This is a genomic window from Sphingomonas sp. PR090111-T3T-6A (genome assembly GCF_000383095.1).
In the GTDB taxonomy this organism is placed as follows: domain Bacteria; phylum Pseudomonadota; class Alphaproteobacteria; order Sphingomonadales; family Sphingomonadaceae; genus Solisphingomonas.
In genome coordinates this window covers 1,056,945-1,072,597 of sequence record NZ_AORL01000021.1, presented here as the reverse complement: position 1 = coordinate 1,072,597, position 15,653 = coordinate 1,056,945, and the positions used below count along the sequence as shown (strand labels likewise).

At 69.4% G+C, this 15,653-nt stretch carries 18 protein-coding genes; all 18 read left to right on the top strand.

Annotated features, from left to right (window positions below; all coding sequences use genetic code 11):
* Position 1 precedes the first annotated feature (1 nt).
* A complete protein-coding gene (fliF, locus tag ST3T6A_RS0115305) occupies positions 2-1,765 on the top strand; it encodes a flagellar basal-body MS-ring/collar protein FliF (RefSeq protein WP_019833826.1) in 1,764 nt (587 codons plus the stop codon).
* Positions 1,758-2,786, top strand: a complete 1,029-nt coding sequence (fliG, locus tag ST3T6A_RS0115300) for a flagellar motor switch protein FliG (RefSeq protein WP_019833825.1) — start codon at positions 1,758-1,760, stop codon at positions 2,784-2,786. Before fliF ends, fliG begins: the two co-directional genes overlap by 8 nt.
* Complete coding sequence (locus ST3T6A_RS20355; RefSeq protein WP_019833824.1) at positions 2,779-3,423, top strand: FliH/SctL family protein; 645 nt, start codon at positions 2,779-2,781, stop codon at positions 3,421-3,423. Before fliG ends, ST3T6A_RS20355 begins: the two co-directional genes overlap by 8 nt.
* Complete coding sequence (locus ST3T6A_RS0115290) at positions 3,420-4,748, top strand: FliI/YscN family ATPase (RefSeq protein WP_019833823.1); 1,329 nt, start codon at positions 3,420-3,422, stop codon at positions 4,746-4,748. Before ST3T6A_RS20355 ends, ST3T6A_RS0115290 begins: the two co-directional genes overlap by 4 nt.
* Positions 4,745-5,173 carry a hypothetical protein gene (locus tag ST3T6A_RS0115285; RefSeq protein WP_019833822.1) on the top strand — a complete coding sequence of 143 codons (429 nt, stop codon included), beginning with the start codon at positions 4,745-4,747 and terminating at the stop codon, positions 5,171-5,173. Before ST3T6A_RS0115290 ends, ST3T6A_RS0115285 begins: the two co-directional genes overlap by 4 nt.
* Positions 5,170-6,657: a flagellar hook-length control protein FliK gene (locus ST3T6A_RS0115280; protein ID WP_019833821.1), complete on the top strand. Its 1,488-nt coding sequence runs from the start codon at positions 5,170-5,172 to the stop codon at positions 6,655-6,657. Before ST3T6A_RS0115285 ends, ST3T6A_RS0115280 begins: the two co-directional genes overlap by 4 nt.
* 14 nt (positions 6,658-6,671) lie before the next feature.
* Positions 6,672-7,250 carry a flagellar basal body-associated FliL family protein gene (locus tag ST3T6A_RS0115275; protein WP_019833820.1) on the top strand — a complete coding sequence of 193 codons (579 nt, stop codon included), beginning with the start codon at positions 6,672-6,674 and terminating at the stop codon, positions 7,248-7,250.
* A 29-nt stretch (positions 7,251-7,279) separates the two neighbouring features.
* Positions 7,280-8,242, top strand: coding sequence for a flagellar motor switch protein FliM (locus tag ST3T6A_RS0115270; protein ID WP_019833819.1), 963 nt, complete (start codon positions 7,280-7,282; stop codon positions 8,240-8,242).
* A 5-nt stretch (positions 8,243-8,247) separates the two neighbouring features.
* On the top strand, positions 8,248-8,565 hold the full coding sequence (gene fliN, locus ST3T6A_RS0115265; RefSeq protein ID WP_019833818.1) for a flagellar motor switch protein FliN: 318 nt from the start codon (positions 8,248-8,250) through the stop codon (positions 8,563-8,565).
* Positions 8,562-8,861, top strand: a complete 300-nt coding sequence (locus ST3T6A_RS0115260) for a flagellar biosynthetic protein FliO (RefSeq protein WP_019833817.1) — start codon at positions 8,562-8,564, stop codon at positions 8,859-8,861. The genes fliN and ST3T6A_RS0115260 overlap by 4 nt, the downstream gene beginning before the upstream one ends.
* Positions 8,862-8,922: 61 nt before the next feature.
* Entirely contained in the window at positions 8,923-9,726 is an 804-nt protein-coding gene (gene fliP, locus ST3T6A_RS0115255; RefSeq protein WP_037538827.1) for a flagellar type III secretion system pore protein FliP, read from the top strand.
* A gap of 4 nt (positions 9,727-9,730) precedes the next feature.
* Complete coding sequence (fliQ, locus tag ST3T6A_RS0115250; protein ID WP_019833815.1) at positions 9,731-10,012, top strand: flagellar biosynthesis protein FliQ; 282 nt, start codon at positions 9,731-9,733, stop codon at positions 10,010-10,012.
* 2 nt (positions 10,013-10,014) lie between these two features.
* Complete coding sequence (gene fliR / locus ST3T6A_RS0115245; RefSeq protein WP_019833814.1) at positions 10,015-10,800, top strand: flagellar biosynthetic protein FliR; 786 nt, start codon at positions 10,015-10,017, stop codon at positions 10,798-10,800.
* Position 10,801: 1 nt separating this feature from the next.
* A complete protein-coding gene (locus tag ST3T6A_RS0115240) occupies positions 10,802-11,938 on the top strand; it encodes an EscU/YscU/HrcU family type III secretion system export apparatus switch protein (RefSeq protein ID WP_019833813.1) in 1,137 nt (378 codons plus the stop codon).
* Positions 11,939-12,014: 76 nt separating this feature from the next.
* Positions 12,015-12,434 (top strand): hypothetical protein, encoded by a 420-nt coding sequence (locus ST3T6A_RS0115235; RefSeq protein WP_019833812.1) that lies wholly within the window; start codon positions 12,015-12,017, stop codon positions 12,432-12,434.
* A gap of 56 nt (positions 12,435-12,490) precedes the next feature.
* The gene (gene fliD, locus ST3T6A_RS0115230; RefSeq protein WP_019833811.1) at positions 12,491-14,197 is read left to right on the top strand and encodes a flagellar filament capping protein FliD; all 1,707 of its coding nucleotides are present in this window, start codon (positions 12,491-12,493) and stop codon (positions 14,195-14,197) included.
* A gap of 49 nt (positions 14,198-14,246) precedes the next feature.
* Positions 14,247-14,645: a flagellar export chaperone FliS gene (locus tag ST3T6A_RS0115225; RefSeq protein ID WP_019833810.1), complete on the top strand. Its 399-nt coding sequence runs from the start codon at positions 14,247-14,249 to the stop codon at positions 14,643-14,645.
* Positions 14,646-14,748: 103 nt separating this feature from the next.
* Positions 14,749-15,627: a winged helix DNA-binding protein gene (locus ST3T6A_RS21875; RefSeq protein ID WP_019833809.1), complete on the top strand. Its 879-nt coding sequence runs from the start codon at positions 14,749-14,751 to the stop codon at positions 15,625-15,627.
* The last annotated feature ends 26 nt before the right edge of the window (positions 15,628-15,653 follow it).

Here is a 15,653-nt window from a genome sequence, read left to right as displayed (position 1 = left end):
TATGGCTGAGAACGCACTCATCCCCAGCGACGCTGCCTCCGGGCGCTCGATGCCCATTCCGCTCGCCGATCTCGGCAAGGGCGGCTTCGGCGGCATCATGGAGAAGCTGAACGCCTTTGCGCGCCAGCCTGCGGTGGCGAAGAGCCTGCCGATGATGGGCCTGATGGGCCTTCTCGGCGCGGCGGCGCTCATCTGGGCGGTGCTGCATCAGGGGCCGCAGCGCGATCTGTTCATGGGCCTCGGCGATGCCGACAAGGCCTCGGTGGTGCAGGCGCTCGACACGGCAGGCATCAAGTATCACATCGACAACTCCACCGGCGCGCTGACCGTGCCGGAGGACAGCTATTACCGCGCCAAGATGCTGCTCGCGCAGCAGGGCCTGCCCAAGGCGGCGCCCGACGGCGACCAGCTCATCTCCAACCTGCCGATGGGCGCCAGCCGCGCCGTCGAGGGCGCACGCCTCCAGGAGGCCAAGGAGATGGACCTCGCCCGCACGATCGAGGCGATCGACGCGGTGGCCACCGCCAAGGTCCACATCGCGGCCGACCAGCCGAGCGTCTTCCTGCGCGACGACGCCAAGCCGCAGGCGTCGGTGATGCTGACGCTGCGCAGCGGCCGTGCGCTGTCCGATGGGCAGGTGCAGGCGATCATCCACCTCGTCGCCGCCTCGGTGTCGGGCATGTCGCCGGACGACGTGTCGGTGGTCGATCAGTCGGGCCGCCTGCTGAGCCATGCGGCCGGGCAGGGCGACGACGATGTCGCCGACAAGCAGGTTGCGCTCCAGACCAAGGTCGAGGATCGCTATCGCCGCGCGCTCACCTCGCTGCTGACGCCGATCGTCGGCGCGGGCAACTTCACCGCCGAGGTCCACGCCGATCTCGACTTCGCGGAAGTCGCCTCCACGACCGAGACCTATCCGAAGGACGGCTCGGTCGTCCGCACCGAGCAGGGAAGCTGGACCAACACCGAGAATGGCGCGGACCAGCCGGCCACCGGCATTCCGGGCGCGCTCTCCAACACCGCGCCGGCGCCGGCCAAGCCCGCGACGACCGCGAACGGCCAGCCGCAGGGCCAGAACGGCCCCGCCGCGCCGGGCGCCGCTCCGGGCCAGGCGGGAGCCTCCGCGCCGCAGAAGCTCAATGAGACCTACAACCGCAGCTATGAGCTGGGTCACCAGATCTCGGTGACGAAGAACCCGGTCGGCACCGTGCACCGTCTCACCGTCGCGGTGGCGCTGCGTCAGGCGCCGGGCGCCAAGCCGCTCACCCCGCAGCAACAGCAGCAGATCCAGAACCTCGTGAAGGGCGCGGTCGGCTTCGACCAGAACCGGGGCGACATCGTCGCGGTGACCTCACAGACCTTCGCGCCGGAGGACGGTGCCGCCGGGCCGAAGTGGTACGAGGCGAGCTGGCTGCCCGTCGTCGGCCGCAACCTGACGGCGCTCGCCGTCGCCGCGATCCTGGTGTTCGGCATCGGCCGCCCGCTGATGAAGCGCCGCGCCGCCGCCGCCGAGCAGAAGATCGCCAGCAAGGCGAAGGAACGCGCCGCCGTCGGCAAGGAGATCGCCTCCGCGCTCGCCAACCAGACGGAGGAGGGCGACATCGATCGCCCGGTGACGCTCGACATGATCGAGGCCGCGCCCGGCTATGCCGCCCGCGCCGCGCTGATCCGCAACTTCGTGCGGCAGGACCCGGATCGCGCCGCGCTGGTCGTCCGCGACCTGATCCGCGCCGACATGCCCAAGCCGGAGGCGGCCAGTGCCTGAGATCGTTCCCGCCGCCCCGCAGGCCGCCGCGCCGAGCGGCTCCAGCGCCGCAGCGATCCTGCTGATGCTGCTCGCCGAGGACGAGGCCGCGCAGGTGCTCGGCCGGCTCGACCCGGACGAGGTGCAGCAGCTCGGCACCGCGATGTTCGGCGTCGCCGACGTGTCCGAGGAAGAGGTCGACGGCGTGCTCGACCAGTTCGTCGATCGCGCCCGCGAGCGCACGACGATCGGCTTCGGTGCCGACAGCCAGATCCGCAACATGATGGAGCGCGCGCTGGGCGCCGAGCGGGCCGAGAACATGCTCGCCCGCATCACGCCGCCGACGCGCTCGTCCGCGCTCGATTCGCTCAAGTGGATGGACGCCAAGACCATCGCCACGCTGATCGAGCCGGAGCATCCGCAGATCGCGGCGCTCGTGCTCGCGCATCTGGAGGCCGGCGTCGCAGCCGACGTGCTCCAGCAGCTTGCCGAGGATGTGCAGGCCGATATCGTCTATCGCGTCGCGACGCTGGGCAGCGTCTCGGCCGAGGCGCTCGACGATCTGGAGCGGCTGCTGCTGCGTCAGGTCAACAAGGTTGGTTCGCAGGGCAGCGCCCCCAAGCGCGGCGGCGCGCAGGAAGCGGCGAAGATCGTCAACTCCACGCGCGCCAATGTCGAGCAGCGGGTGATCCGCCAGCTCGCCAAGCTCGACAAGAGCCTCGCCCGCACGATCGAGGACGAGATGTTCGTCTTCGAGAATTTGAACGCGCTCACCGAGAAGGATCTCGGCGCGCTGCTCCGCTCGGTGGATACCGAGATTCTCATCGTCGCGCTCAAGGGCTGCGAGCCGATGCTGCGCAACAAGATGTTCGGCTGCATGTCCAGCCGCGCCGCGCAGTCGATCCAGGACGAGATGGCCGAACGCGGCCCGATGCGTCTGGTCGAGGTGCAGGAGGCGCAGAAGCAGGTTCTCGCCATCGCGCGTCGTCTGGCGGAAGCCGGCACGATCAGCCTGGGCGGCAAGGGGGAAGACTATGTCTAATCTGTTCGCCGCCGAGCGTGCGGCCTCCGCGACGGCGGTGCCGGTCTGGACCCAGCCGCGCCGCACCGCACCCTTCACCTCGTGGCACGAGGCGCTTCAGGATCAGGGCGAGCCCGACTGCGACGTGGAGCCCGAGGTGGAGCCGGAAGAGGAGGAGCGCGTCGATATCGATGCGGTTCGCGCCGCGTCGATCGCGCAGGGCTATGCCGCCGGGCTCGAAGCCGGCCGCCGCGAGGCGGACAAGGAGCGGGACGCGCTGGAGCGGCTCGCCCTCGGCCTCCAGATGCTCCGTCCCGAGCCGACGCAGGGCCTCGGCGCGATGATCGCCACCACCGTCGAGCGGCTGGTCCGTCAAGTGATGGGCGAGGTGGACGTCGATGTCGGCACGCTGATGGACCGCGCGCAGGCCGCCGCGGCCCTGATCGGCGAGGAGACGCGCCCCACCGTGCTGAAGCTCAACCCCGCGGACATCTCGCGCCTGAACAGCGCCGAGCTGCCGGTTTCGATCGAGGCCGATCCGACGCTTGCGCCCGGCGATCTCCGGCTGGAAACGGGCGCCGGCGCGATCGAGGACGGCGCCTCGGTGCGCCTCGAGCGGTTGCGTGCCGCGCTGGACCGGGTCGCCGGCTCGCGATGAGCACGCTGGAAGCCCGCGCTTCGGAACTGCTCGAAGGGCTGACCGTCGGGGACGCCGGTCCGCGCCGCATCGGCAAGCTCGTCGCCTATGACGGGCAGATGCTGGAGGCGACGGGTCTTTCCATGCCGGTCGGCGCGTCGGTCCGCGTGATCGATGCGGACGGCCATGCGACGCGCGCCGAGGTGGTGGGCTTCCGGGGGGAACGCTCGCTGCTGATGGCGCTCGACGGCGATGCGCCGCACAGCAATGGCGGCCGCGTCGAGCCCGATGCGCGCGGCGGCGTCGCCGAGGTGGGCGAGGGGCTCTTGGGTCGAGTGATGGACGCGACCGGCCAGCCGCTCGACGGGCTCGGCCCGATCGACGCGACGGGGACGTGGCCGCTCGCCGGGCGGCCCGCCAATCCGCTCGACCGGGCGCGTGTCACCGAATGTTTCGACATGGGCGTGCGCGCGATCAACGCGCTGCTGACGGCGGGCGTCGGCCAGCGCGTCGCCATCTGCGCGGGCTCGGGCGTCGGCAAGTCGGTGCTGATGGGGCAGATGATCCAGGGCGCGGACGCGGACATCATCGTCGTCGGCCTGATCGGCGAGCGCTCGCGCGAAGTCGCGGACTTCCTCGCCACCAAGCTGGTGCCCGGCGTGCGCGAGAAGAGCGTGGTCGTGGCGGTGCCGGCGGATCATCCCCCGGTGCTGCGCCTGCGTGCCGCGATGCGGGCGACCGCCATCGCCGAATATTTCCGCGCGCAGGGCAAGCGCGTGCTGCTGCTGATCGACTCGCTGACCCGCTGCGCCCATGCCCAGCGCGAACTCGGCCTGTCGCTGGGCGAGCCGCCGACGATGAAGGGCTATCCGCCCTCCGCGCTCGGCATGATCCCGCGCCTGATCGAGCGCGCCGGGGCTGACGCGCATTCGGGCGGTTCGATCACCGCGCTCTACACCGTGCTGGCGGATGGCGATGATGGCGATGACCCAATCGTCGATACCGCCCGCGCCATCGTGGACGGGCACATCATCCTGTCGCGCTCGCTGTCCGAGCAGGGCGTGTTCCCGGCGATCGACGTGGGCCGCTCGCTCTCGCGTGTCATGGCGGACATCGTCGATGACGAGCATGCCGAGGCGGCGGCGGCGCTACGGCGGCTGTGGTCGGTCTATGAGGAGAACCGCGATCTCATCCTGATGGGCGCCTACAAGGCGGGCAGCGACGGCACCATCGATCAGGCGATCGCGCGACATCACGAGATTCTCGACTTCCTGAAGCAGAAGCCGAAGGAGCGCATCGATCTGGCGCATGCTTCGGCTGAACTGATCGAAAGGTTCGGCGGATGAGCAACCTCGTCAAGCGGCGCGAGCGCATCGCGCGCGTCCGGCGCGTCGAGCATGTGCAGGCGGCAGGCGCCGCCGCCGCCGCCGAGGCGCAGCTCCAGTCGCTGGAGCATAGCGCGGCGCGCGTGCTCGATCTGCGCCTCAGCCTCACCAGCGAGACGGGGAGCATGATGGCTTCGACGCTCGCGGCGCGGGGCGAGCTGGCGCATCGTCTCGATGTTGCGCGCTTCGGTCTGGCGGACGCCATCGCGGGTGCCCGCGCCACCGCTCACACGCGCGCGGCCGAGCGGATCGAGGCGCGCATCCGGCAGGAGAGCGCGGATCGCCTCGTCGACCGCGCGGCTTCCGATGCGGCCGCCACCGCGGAGCGACGCATGGCGTCGTCGGTCCGCGCGCGTGCCTATCGTTCCATGGGAGAGGAGGCATGACGGTGAGTGGTCTTTCGCTGCTCGCGGGCCTGATGCCGGCGACACAGGATGCCTCCGGGGCGACCGGGACGACGCCTGATGGCGCCGATGCCTTCGCGGCGATGATGGCGGACCTCGGCAAGCCGGCGATCGCGGCGGGGGCGCTCCCGGCCGACGACGGCAAGGATACGCGCACGCTTCACGACAAGGGCGACGACGACGCGCAGGCGGGCGACGAGAAGGGCTCGAACAAGACGCAGGATGACGATGATGCCGCGCTGATGGCGATGCTCGGCGTGCCGATGCCGCTCGTGCCGCCGGCTCCGCCCTCCGCGACCCCGCCGGTCGAGACGGCCGTGAAGGATGGCGCGCCCGCCAAGGGCAAGGACGTGCCGCTCGCAACCACCACTCCTGCCGTGCCGGCCGATGCGACACCCGCGGCCACGCCTGCTGCCGATCCGGCTCCGCCCGTCGATCCGCATCTCGTCCTCGCCGCGCTGGAAAAGCAGACCAGCGCGGACGGCTCCGCCAAGAGGCCTCTCCCCGATCGGAATGCGCAGCCTCAGGCCGCGCAGGACGCGCCGGTGACGATGGCTGACAAGGCCGCGCCGGCTCCCGTTGCCGCGAAGCCTGTCGCCGCCCCGGTCACCCGGACGGCAGACGCGACGCAGGTTTCGCAGCCGGCCCCGTCCACCCAGCCGCCCGCTACACCGGCACCCGAGCCGCTTCCCGCGACCGCTGCGCTGCTTGCGGCGCGTGTCGCGACGGTGAAGCCCGCCGCTCCGACTCCCGCGCCCGCCGCTCCGGCGCGCAAGGCCGCGAAGGAGGACGACGACGCCATCGACCCCGATCTCGATCCGAAGGCCGCCCCGGCGCCCGCCGGCGCGCATGTGGCAGCGGCTCCGAAGTCCGCGACGGTCACGCCGGCCGACAATGCCGGGCAGGTGCTCGCCGCGGGCACGGCCGACCGCCAGCTCGATCTCGCCAAGCAGGGGGCATGGCTCGACGGGCTCGCCCGCGACATCGCGTCGACCGGCGCCTCGACCAGCACCGTCCGCTTCCAGGTTTCGCCCGAGCATCTCGGCACCGTGCAGGTGGAGATGAAGCGTGGCGACGACGGCTCGGCCGTCACGCTCACCGCGACCAGCGAAGCCTCCCGCGTCGCGCTCGCCGATGCACGGCCGCAGCTCATCGCCGAGGCGCGCGCACACGGCATCCACATCGCCAACGCGCAGGTCGATGTCGGCACGGGCGATACGGGCTCGAATCGCGATTCGCAGCCGCAGTCTTCCTCCCACCAACATGATTCGCGCAATCAGGCGATGGCCGGAAATGGCGGATTTTCAGGGGGAACGGGCAGCGGAGGCAGTGCCGGCAACCGGTCGCAAACCCGATCGCAACCTCTTCCCGAGTATCAGAGTGGGCCAACGCGGACAGTTCGCGGTGGAACCACCGGCCAGGCGCCGGCTCCCAAGCCCACGCCCGCCGACGCACGCTATGCATGACCAAGGATTGATCGATGAGTGACGCCGCCGCCGCTGCCGCCCCGAAGAAGAAGGGGGGCATGAAGAAGTTGATCCTGATGGCCGTCGGCGGCCTCGTTCTCGTCGGCGGTGGCGTCGCGGGCGGCATGTTCGCGGCCGGCATGGGACTGGGCGGTTCGCACGCCAAGCCGGCCGAAGACCCGGATGCGCCCAAGCTCGTGTTGCGTGACGGGCAGAGCGCCGATCCCACGATCCAGCACAAGGCAGTGGGCAGCTTCGTGCCCGATCCGCGCCGGTACAAGCCGAGCTATTACACCATGGAGCAGGCGTTCACCTCGAACCTGCGCGACACGGACGGGATCGCCCAGCTCTCGCTCGGCGTTTCCACCTTCTACGACGCCAAGGTGCTGGACAACTTCAAGGACAACGAGATGCCGATCCGCTCGGCCGTGCTCGCGACGCTGGCCAATCAGGACTCGATGGTCCTTGAGACGCCCGCCGGCAAGGAGCAGCTCCAGAAGACGCTGCGCGACGCGATCAACAAGGTTCTCGTCGAGAAGACGGGTTACGGCGGCATCGATGACGTCTATTTCACCAGCTTCATCATCCAGTAGGATGGTGGAACGAAGCGGAGTGGACGAGCGTGGCGAAACAGCCGGCAGGCAAGGATGACGGCAAGCGGCAACGGGCCGAGCTGAGCGAAAGCGACGTGAAGCCGTTTTCGCTCGGCAGCGAGGCGCTCCGGCCCGGCGCGCGCCTGGCCGGTCTCGACCGGATCGGCGAGCGGCTGGCCCGTCGCCTGCGCGACGTGTTCGAACCCTTCGCCCGCGTGAAGCCCAAGGTTGAGGCCGAGGCGGCGCTCACCTCGCGCTTCGAGACGTGGCGCGACGCGTTGCCGGAATTCACCAGCATCAGCCTCTATCGCCTGCGCCCGATGAAGGGCGGGATGCTGATCGCGATCCAGCCGGAATATGTGAGCCGTCTGGTCGACACCTTCTATGGCGGCACCGGCGCGGTCAGCCCGTCGGCCACCCGCAAGCGGGAGTTCACGGCCGCCGAGGAGCGCCTTCTCGCGCGGCTCACCGATGCGATCACCGGCGCGGTCGTCGAAAGCTGGAGCGAGATCGTGCCGCTGGAGCCGATGCTCGCCTCGCGCGAGACCAACTCCGGCTATGCGAGCCTCGTGCGCGGCGACGAATCGGTGGTGGTGCAGCGCTTCACCATTTCCGGCGGCGGCCCCGGCAAGACGAGCATGGACCTCGTCTTCCCGCTCACCGCGATGCGCGCACACGAGAGCCAGCTCGCCGCCAAGGTCCACGCCGAGGCGGGGCCGGTGGACAGCGAATTCCGCTATCGCATGGCGCGCGCGCTGGAAGGCGTGAGCTTCCCGGTCCGCTCCGTCGTGGCGCGGCCGACGCTTTCGGTTTCGGAGCTGATGGCGCTCAAGCCCGGCGACGTGATCCCGATCACGCTCTCGCCCCGCGTTCCGCTGATCGTCGGCAACAGACGGCTTGCGGAAGGCACGATCGGCGAGCAGGAAGGGCGCGCGGCGTTCCAGATCGAGATGATCGGGACGAATGATCGCACAGGGGGCCAGAGGAATTGAACGACATGACCGAAGCGCCCTTTCCGGGCATCGATGATCCGAACAGCCCGGCCGGCCGGAACTTCCGCCTGCTGGCCGACATTCCGCTGCGGCTGTCGGTGGAGGTGGGCTCCACCTCGCTGAAGCTCGCGGAGCTGCTCGATCTCAACGAGGGCTCGGTGGTGGAGCTGGACCGGCAGGCCAATGAGCTGCTCGACATCCTCGTCAACGGCACCTTGGTGGCCAAGGGCGAGGTGGTGACGGTGAACGGCCGCTTCGGCATCCGCGTCGTCGACGTGGTGGCGGCCGAGGCACGCCTCGCGGGGCTCGAACGCCGGGCATGACGATCACCTATCTGCTCAACGTGCTCCTCATGCTGGCGCTGGTCGCGGGCATGGCGGTCGGCACGCTCTGGCTGATGCGCAAGTTCCAGCCGGGCCTGTCGATCGGCGGCCAGCGGGATCGCCTCGTCAAGGTGGTGGACGCGGTGCCGATGGGCGCGACCGGCGGTCGCCTCGCGGTCGTCGAGTTCGAGGGCAAGCGCATCCTCGTCGGCATCTCGCGCGGGCGGATGGACGTGCTCTCCGAAGCGCCGATCGACGGCGCCTTTTCGCGCTACATCGACGACGGGGGCGTCTGACGTGACCTCGGGGGGCGCAGGGGCGTTGCGGCGGCGGGGCTGGGTGGTCCCGGCGCTGCTGATGGTCGTGGGGCTGATCGCGGCGCTGCTGATGGCGCATCCGGCCTTCGCGCAGGCGGCGGCTCCGGGGACGGGCGTGGTGGCGCAGACGGCGACCGCCGCGGGCCCTGCGACGGGCGGTGCGGTGCAGGCGAGCGCGTTGAACCGCGCGCTGGGTCAGGTGTCGGGCGACGGCAAGCCGCTGTCGCTCTCGCTCCAGATTCTCATCCTGATGAGCCTGCTGACGATCCTGCCGTCGCTGCTGCTCATGATGACGAGCTTCACGCGGATCATCATCGTGCTGTCGATCCTGAGGCAGGCGCTGGGGCTCCAGCAGACGCCGCCCAATCAGGTACTGGTCGGTCTGTCGCTGTTCCTGACGCTCTTCATCATGCGGCCCACCATCGACGAGATCAACAAGGCGGCGATCGTCCCCTACGGGCAGGGCCAGTTGCCGCTGGAGCAGGCGATCAGCCGCTCGGGCGACGTGCTGCACGTCTTCATGGTGCGGCAGGTGCGCAAGACGGACATCCAGCTCTTCGCCAACATCGCCCATGCGCCGAAGTTCGCGAGCGCGAAGGACATTCCCTTCTCGATCCTGCTGCCGGCCTTCGTCACCTCCGAGTTGAAGACGGCGTTCCAGATCGGCTTCCTGATCTTCCTGCCCTTCCTCGTGATCGATCTGGTGGTGGCGACGACCTTGATGTCGCTTGGCATGATGATGCTGTCGCCGACGATTATCTCCATGCCGTTCAAGCTGTTGCTGTTCGTTCTTGTGGACGGGTGGGCGCTCACCATGGGCAGCCTCGCGTCGAGCTTCGGATAGCGCCATGGAGCCCGCCGTCGGCACCGACTATTTCATCGGGGTCACGCAGCAGGCGCTGTGGGTGCTGGCGCTCGCCTCCGCGCCGATCCTGATCCCGGCGCTGGTGGCGGGGCTGATCCTCGGCATGGTGCAGGCGGCGACCTCGATCAACGAGCAGACGCTCGCCTTCGTGCCCAAGCTGCTGATCGTGGCGATCTGCATCGCGCTGTTCGGCGGCGCGATCCTGACGCTCCTCGCCGACTTCACGCGCGAGATGTACCACCGCATCCCGGACCTCTTGCAGTAGCCATGTTCCCGACCGGCCTCGTCGGACTGGAAGCGCAGCTCTGGGTCTTCATGATCGCGATGATCCGGCCGGGCGCGGCCTTCCTCGCGGCGCCGGTGTTCGGCGCGCAGAACACGCCCGTGCAGGTGCGCATCATCATCTCGCTGGCGATCGGCATCCCAGCGATCCAACAGGTGCCCTTCGACCTTCCGGCGGGCGGCATCGCAAGCTTCGCGGGCGTGTTCCTGGTGGCGGGCGAGGTGATTGCCGGCCTCGCGCTCGGCTTCGCGGTGCAGCTCGGCTATGCCGCCGCGATGATGGCGGGGGAGGTGATCGGCAACTCGATGGGCCTCGGCTTCGCGCAGATGGTCGATCCGCAGTCGGGTGCATCCTCGCCCGCGCTGGGGCAATTCCTGTCGATCCTCGGCACCTTCCTCTTTCTCGCCATGAACGGCCATCTCGCGCTCGCCAGCGTGGTGGTGGACAGCTATCGCGCGCTGCCGCCGGGGCAGGCGTGGCTCGGGCAGGGGAGTTTGAACGATGTCGTGATGTTCGGCGGCGACATGTTCGCGGCGGGCGTCGCGATCGCGCTGCCGGTGGGTTTCGCGCTGATCCTCGTGCAGGTGGTGATGGCGATGCTGGCGCGCTCGGCGCCCGCGATGAACCTGTTTTCGGTGGGGATGCCCGCCGCCATCCTCGCGGGCGTGATCCTGATGGCGGTGGCGGCGCCGGCCATCGGCGACGGGATCACCAGCTCGATCCAGCGCGGCCTCGATCTCTCCCGCCAGCTCGCGCTCGGGAGGGGCTGAGATGGCCGAGGGCGAAGGCGGCGAAAAGACAGAAGAACCGACCCAGAAACGCCTGAAGGAGTCGGCGGAGAAGGGCGACGTCCTCCAGTCCAGGGAGCTGGGTACGGCGCTCGTCATGATCGTCGGCGCCGGCTGGATCGCATTGGGCGGGCCACTGCTAGTGCAGGGACTGGCGGAGCTGCTTCGCGGCTCGCTGAGCTTCGGGCGCGGTGCGGTCGACGATTTCGAGCCCGGCGCGACCCTCGCCGCCCAGCTCGGCCGGATCGCGCTGCCGCTGGGGCTGCTGTTCGCCGCGACGATCGTGGCGGCGGTGGGGGCTCCGGCGCTGCTGGGGGCGTTCGGCTTCCGCTGGGGCGCGATCAGTTTCAAGCCGGACAAGCTCAATCCTTTGAACGGGTTGAAGCGCATCTTTGGTGCGCAGGGTTTGATCGAGCTGCTCAAGTCGCTGGCCAAGGTGACGGTGATGGGCGGCATCGGCTGGTGGCTGCTTTCCTCGCGCCTCAAGGGGCTGACCACGCTCGGGCGCGGCGACATCCGCGGCACGATGATCGAGCTGGGGCACAGCTTCGTCTTCGCGGTGATCGTGATGGCGATGGGGCTGGTGCTGATCGCCGGCATCGACGTGCCCGCGCAGATGATCCGCCGGACCTCCCGCCTGCGCATGACCAAGCAGGAGGTGAAGGACGAGCACAAGCAGAGCGAAGGTTCGCCCGAGTTGAAGGGCGCGATCCGCCGGCGGCAGATGGAGGCCTCACGCCGCTCGGCCCGCTCGGCGGTGATGGAGGCGAGCGTGGTGCTCACCAACCCGACCCACTTCGCGGTCGCGCTGCGCTACCGCCCCGGTCAGGATGCCGCGCCCATCGTGGTGGCGCGGGGGCGAGGTGCGACGGCGGACGCGATCCGCTCGCTGGCCGAGGAGGCGAAGGTGCCGATGCTGCGTTATCCGCAGCTTGCCCGCGCCATCTATTTCACCACGCGCTCCGGCCACATGATCCGGGAAGATCTCTACATCGCGGTGGCGACGGTGCTGGCCTTCGTCTTCAACATCGATCGCGCCATGGCGGACGGCATCACCCAGCCCGTGGTCGAGGTGCCCACCGAAGCCCGCTTCGACGAGAATGGCCGCCCCGACGCCTAATTCGCGTGTCGGGCCTCAAGAAAAGCGGATCGCTGCCGTTCTAGCCCTTGGGACAGCCCGAGGGAGCGTGCAGGCGATGATCGAAGGGGTCGAGGCGATCGGTGCGGTGGAGCCGGTGGCGCTCTCCGTGGCGAGCGCGCTCTCCACCCGGCAGGGCGTGGTGCGGCGGGAGCGCCGGCTGCGCTGGCTGAAGTCGCTGCACGCCGCGCAGGGCGGGCCGGCGCTTGTCGACGAGGAAAGTGCCGCCGAGCTGGAGCGCGAGGAGGAGGAGCGCAGGCTCTCCGACATGCGCGCGCGGCTCGCCACGGCGGTCTCGCTGGTCGAGGCGATGGGCAGCCTGTCGCGCGGGCCGGGAGAAGCCATGGCTGAATCGCGCGACACGATCACGGCCACTGAACTGGCGCAGCGGATCGGTGCGGCGGGCGATCAGTCGCTCCGCGCGCAGGCCCGGCTGGGCTCGGCCGCGGTTCGCCAGCTCGTCGGCTGGGTGCGGTGAACGGCCTGTAAAGATTTTCGCGGCATGGTCGTTCTGGGATCCGAAGGGACAAGGGCATGACGACGACTTCAGCAACAAGCGGCAGCACGGCGGCGTCGACTTCGACGACCTCGTCGTCGTCGTCGACCTCCACCAACGCGTCGCTTGGCCAGTCCATCCTGAGCGGGCTCAACGCCGGCGCGGGCATCGATACCGACAATATCATCACCAGCCTGACCGCCGCGCAGAAGGCATCGCTGGAAGACGGCATCACCGCGAAGCAGGCGACGAACACCGCGCAGCTTTCGGCGGAGGGCTCGATCGCCAGCGATCTCCTCACCTTCTCGCAGTCGCTCCAGACGCTGATCAACGGCGGCTCGCTCCAGGTGCAGCCGGTGTCGTCCAACGCCAATGTGATGAAGGTGACGGCCAAGGCGGGCGTGCCGCTGGGTGACCTCACCTCGACCATCCACGTCGATGCGCTCGCCCAGGCGCAATCGATCAAGTCGACCACCTTCGCGTCGGGCCAGACCTTCAACACCGGCACGCTGACCCTGACGGTCTCGGGTGGCTCCCCGATCACGATCAACGTCGACAGCAGCAACAACACGGTCGCCGGCATCGCTCAGGCGATCAACGCGCAGGGCGGCGGCGTCACCGCCAACGTCGTGACGGCGGCGGACGGCAGCAGCACGCTCGTCCTCAAGGGCAAGACGGGCGCCGCGCAGGCCTTCACCGTCTCGGGCAGCGACACGGGCACGGGCGGCCAGTCGCTCTCCAGCCTTTCCTATGGCGGCGGCGCGACCGGCGGCATGACCCTCACCACCGCCGCGCAGGACGCGAGCATCACGGTCGACGGCGTCACCGTCACGCGTCCGAGCAACAGCTTCGACGACGTGATCCCGGGCGTCTCCATGACGCTCACGGGCACGGGCGACGTGAGCCTCAGCTCCTCGGTGCCGACCGACGCGATCAACGAGGCGGTCAACGACTTCGTGACGGCCTACAACAGCCTGATGGGCGAGATCACCACCGCGACGGCGGCGGCTTCGAGCACGGGCGCTGCGGGGGCGCTGTACGGCAACACCTCGATGCGCCAGTTGAAGGACCAGCTCTCCAAGCTGACGACGACCGCGCTCACCGCCACGGGTTCGGTCCGCACGCTGGCGGAGCTGGGCGTCGGCACCAACCTCGACGGCACGCTGACGGTCGACCAGACCAAGCTGTCGAAGATGCTGACCAGCTATCCGAACGACGTCGCCGCGATGTTCCAGACCTCCCAGTCGAGCAGCTCGGGGCAGGTGCTGATCACCAACGCCGCCGGCGCAGCGGCCTCGGGCGTCTATACCATCTCGGGCATCACGCCCGCCCTGAACGGCGGCAACGCCACGGGTTCGGTGAACGGCAAGCCGATGAACGCATCGAGCTGGAACCTGACGGCGCCCGTCGGCAGCGGTGCGGACGGCCTCGCGCTCCAGATCCTGTCCGGCGCGCCGGGCACCGTGACGATCACGGTCAACCAGGGGCTGGGCGGTGTGCTCCAGACCCTCGCCAATGCGATGACCAATAGCTCCAACGGCGTGCTCACGGCGCTGAACAAGAGCCTGACCACGCAGAAGAGCAGCCTCGCCGACGCGCTCGCCAAGGCGGACACGCAGGTGCAGGTCTATCATGACCGGCTGGTCTCGCAGTTCACGACGATGAACACGCTGGTCTCGGGCTACAAGGCGACCCAGAGCTATCTCACGCAACAGGTTGATCTCTGGACGAAATCGACGAGCTGACCCGGTGCTGACCGGCCCCGGAAACGACAGGATTTAGAGGAAGAAGACGATGTTCGCGACAGCGGGATACGCCGCCGCCAAGGCGCGCTACAGCACGATCGATATCGCCAGCAAGGTGGAGGGCGCGACGCCTCACCAGCTCATCGCGGTGCTGTACGAGGAACTCATCAAGTCGCTCGACACGCTGGTGGTCGGCCTGTCCGCGAACGGCACGCTGACCCGCGCGGGCGCGATCCAGCGCAAGGCGCGGGCGAACGCGATCCTGTTCGGGCTGGAGGGCTGCCTCGATCATCAGCAGGGCGGCGAGCTGGCGCGGGGCCTGTCCGCCATCTATCGCGAGGCGCGCCGGCTGCTGGAGCAGGGCGTCGGCGGGCACGATCCCAAGCCCGTGATCCAGACGCGCGAGATGATCTCGGAGATCGCTTCCGCCTGGGCCAGGATCGGCTGATGCCCGGGGGCGATCGGGATCGCTCCGTTTTGGATTTGTTTCCGGGATGACCTATCTCCGTTCTGGTGCAATACCGGAACGGAGATGGAACGGAGGTCTCCCGATGAACGCCCAGCCCGCTGACATTCTCTATGACCGGTCGTGCGCGCCGGCCGTGCTGTTGTTCGGGGACGATGCGGCGCGGCGTGCGCGTCTGGCGGATCGCATCATCCTGTCGGGGGGCAGGGTGTCGGCAAGCGAGCCGATCGACACGGCCGCCGACCGGCTCGACAGTCAGTCAGGCGCGCGGATCGTGGTCGATCTGCGGGAGGATGGCGGCGCGGCGCTGGACGGGCTGCTGATGTGGCTCGATGCGCAGGCCGGGCGGGTGGGGAGCCTCTCCACACTGATCCTGACGCCGCCGGGGCTCATCGACGTGGTGACGGCGCGGATCGCGGATATCGGCGTGCGCATCCTCGTCGATCCCGAGCCCGGCGAACTGGAGGCCGCGCTGGAGGATCTCTTATCACCGCCCCCGCCGCTCACGTCGGACAGCTCGCGGGAGGAGGATCAGCGGCTGAGCGACGAAGTGGGGCTGATCGCGCGCCGCCTGCCGCCGTCGGCGCAGGAGGTGGAGCCGATGGTCGAAGGCTCGGCGGCGGATGCGCGGCTGGTGCAGGCGATGCTGCGACTGCGCCGCTTGCGTGGGCAACATTTCGTGCCGTCGCTGTTTGCCGATCCGGCGTGGGACATCCTGCTCGACCTGATGGGCGCGCGACTCGGGCGGCGCTCGGTGTCGGCGTCGAGCTTGTGCATCGCGGCGGCGGTGCCGGCGACGACGGCGCTGCGCTGGATCGCGCATATGACGAAGCAGGAGCTTCTCGTCCGCCGCCCCGATCCACGCGACGGGCGCCGGGTGTTCATCGCGCTTTCCGAGCAGGCGGCGGCGGTGATGCACAATTATCTGGCGGCTGCCCGGCGGATCGTGGCGCCGGCCGGCTGACCGGCGGCATGGCGAAACAGGCTTGC

What these genes read in the sequence shown, in the direction of transcription:
- ST3T6A_RS0115235 (WP_019833812.1), top strand. Translation starts at nt 12,015, where the DNA reads ATGATCGAAGGGGTCGAGGCGATCGGTGCGGTGGAGCCGGTGGCGCTC.
- ST3T6A_RS20355 (WP_019833824.1), top strand. Translation starts at nt 2,779, where the DNA reads ATGTCTAATCTGTTCGCCGCCGAGCGTGCGGCCTCCGCGACGGCGGTG.
- ST3T6A_RS0115240 (WP_019833813.1), top strand. Translation starts at nt 10,802, where the DNA reads ATGGCCGAGGGCGAAGGCGGCGAAAAGACAGAAGAACCGACCCAGAAA.
- fliR (WP_019833814.1), top strand. Translation starts at nt 10,015, where the DNA reads ATGTTCCCGACCGGCCTCGTCGGACTGGAAGCGCAGCTCTGGGTCTTC.
- ST3T6A_RS0115275 (WP_019833820.1), top strand. Translation starts at nt 6,672, where the DNA reads ATGAGTGACGCCGCCGCCGCTGCCGCCCCGAAGAAGAAGGGGGGCATG.
- fliD (WP_019833811.1), top strand. Translation starts at nt 12,491, where the DNA reads ATGACGACGACTTCAGCAACAAGCGGCAGCACGGCGGCGTCGACTTCG.
- ST3T6A_RS0115225 (WP_019833810.1), top strand. Translation starts at nt 14,247, where the DNA reads ATGTTCGCGACAGCGGGATACGCCGCCGCCAAGGCGCGCTACAGCACG.
- ST3T6A_RS0115280 (WP_019833821.1), top strand. Translation starts at nt 5,170, where the DNA reads ATGACGGTGAGTGGTCTTTCGCTGCTCGCGGGCCTGATGCCGGCGACA.
- ST3T6A_RS0115260 (WP_019833817.1), top strand. Translation starts at nt 8,562, where the DNA reads ATGACGATCACCTATCTGCTCAACGTGCTCCTCATGCTGGCGCTGGTC.
- fliP (WP_037538827.1), top strand. Translation starts at nt 8,923, where the DNA reads ATGGTCGTGGGGCTGATCGCGGCGCTGCTGATGGCGCATCCGGCCTTC.
- ST3T6A_RS0115285 (WP_019833822.1), top strand. Translation starts at nt 4,745, where the DNA reads ATGAGCAACCTCGTCAAGCGGCGCGAGCGCATCGCGCGCGTCCGGCGC.
- ST3T6A_RS0115290 (WP_019833823.1), top strand. Translation starts at nt 3,420, where the DNA reads ATGAGCACGCTGGAAGCCCGCGCTTCGGAACTGCTCGAAGGGCTGACC.
- fliQ (WP_019833815.1), top strand. Translation starts at nt 9,731, where the DNA reads ATGGAGCCCGCCGTCGGCACCGACTATTTCATCGGGGTCACGCAGCAG.
- fliF (WP_019833826.1), top strand. Translation starts at nt 2, where the DNA reads ATGGCTGAGAACGCACTCATCCCCAGCGACGCTGCCTCCGGGCGCTCG.
- ST3T6A_RS21875 (WP_019833809.1), top strand. Translation starts at nt 14,749, where the DNA reads ATGAACGCCCAGCCCGCTGACATTCTCTATGACCGGTCGTGCGCGCCG.
- fliN (WP_019833818.1), top strand. Translation starts at nt 8,248, where the DNA reads ATGACCGAAGCGCCCTTTCCGGGCATCGATGATCCGAACAGCCCGGCC.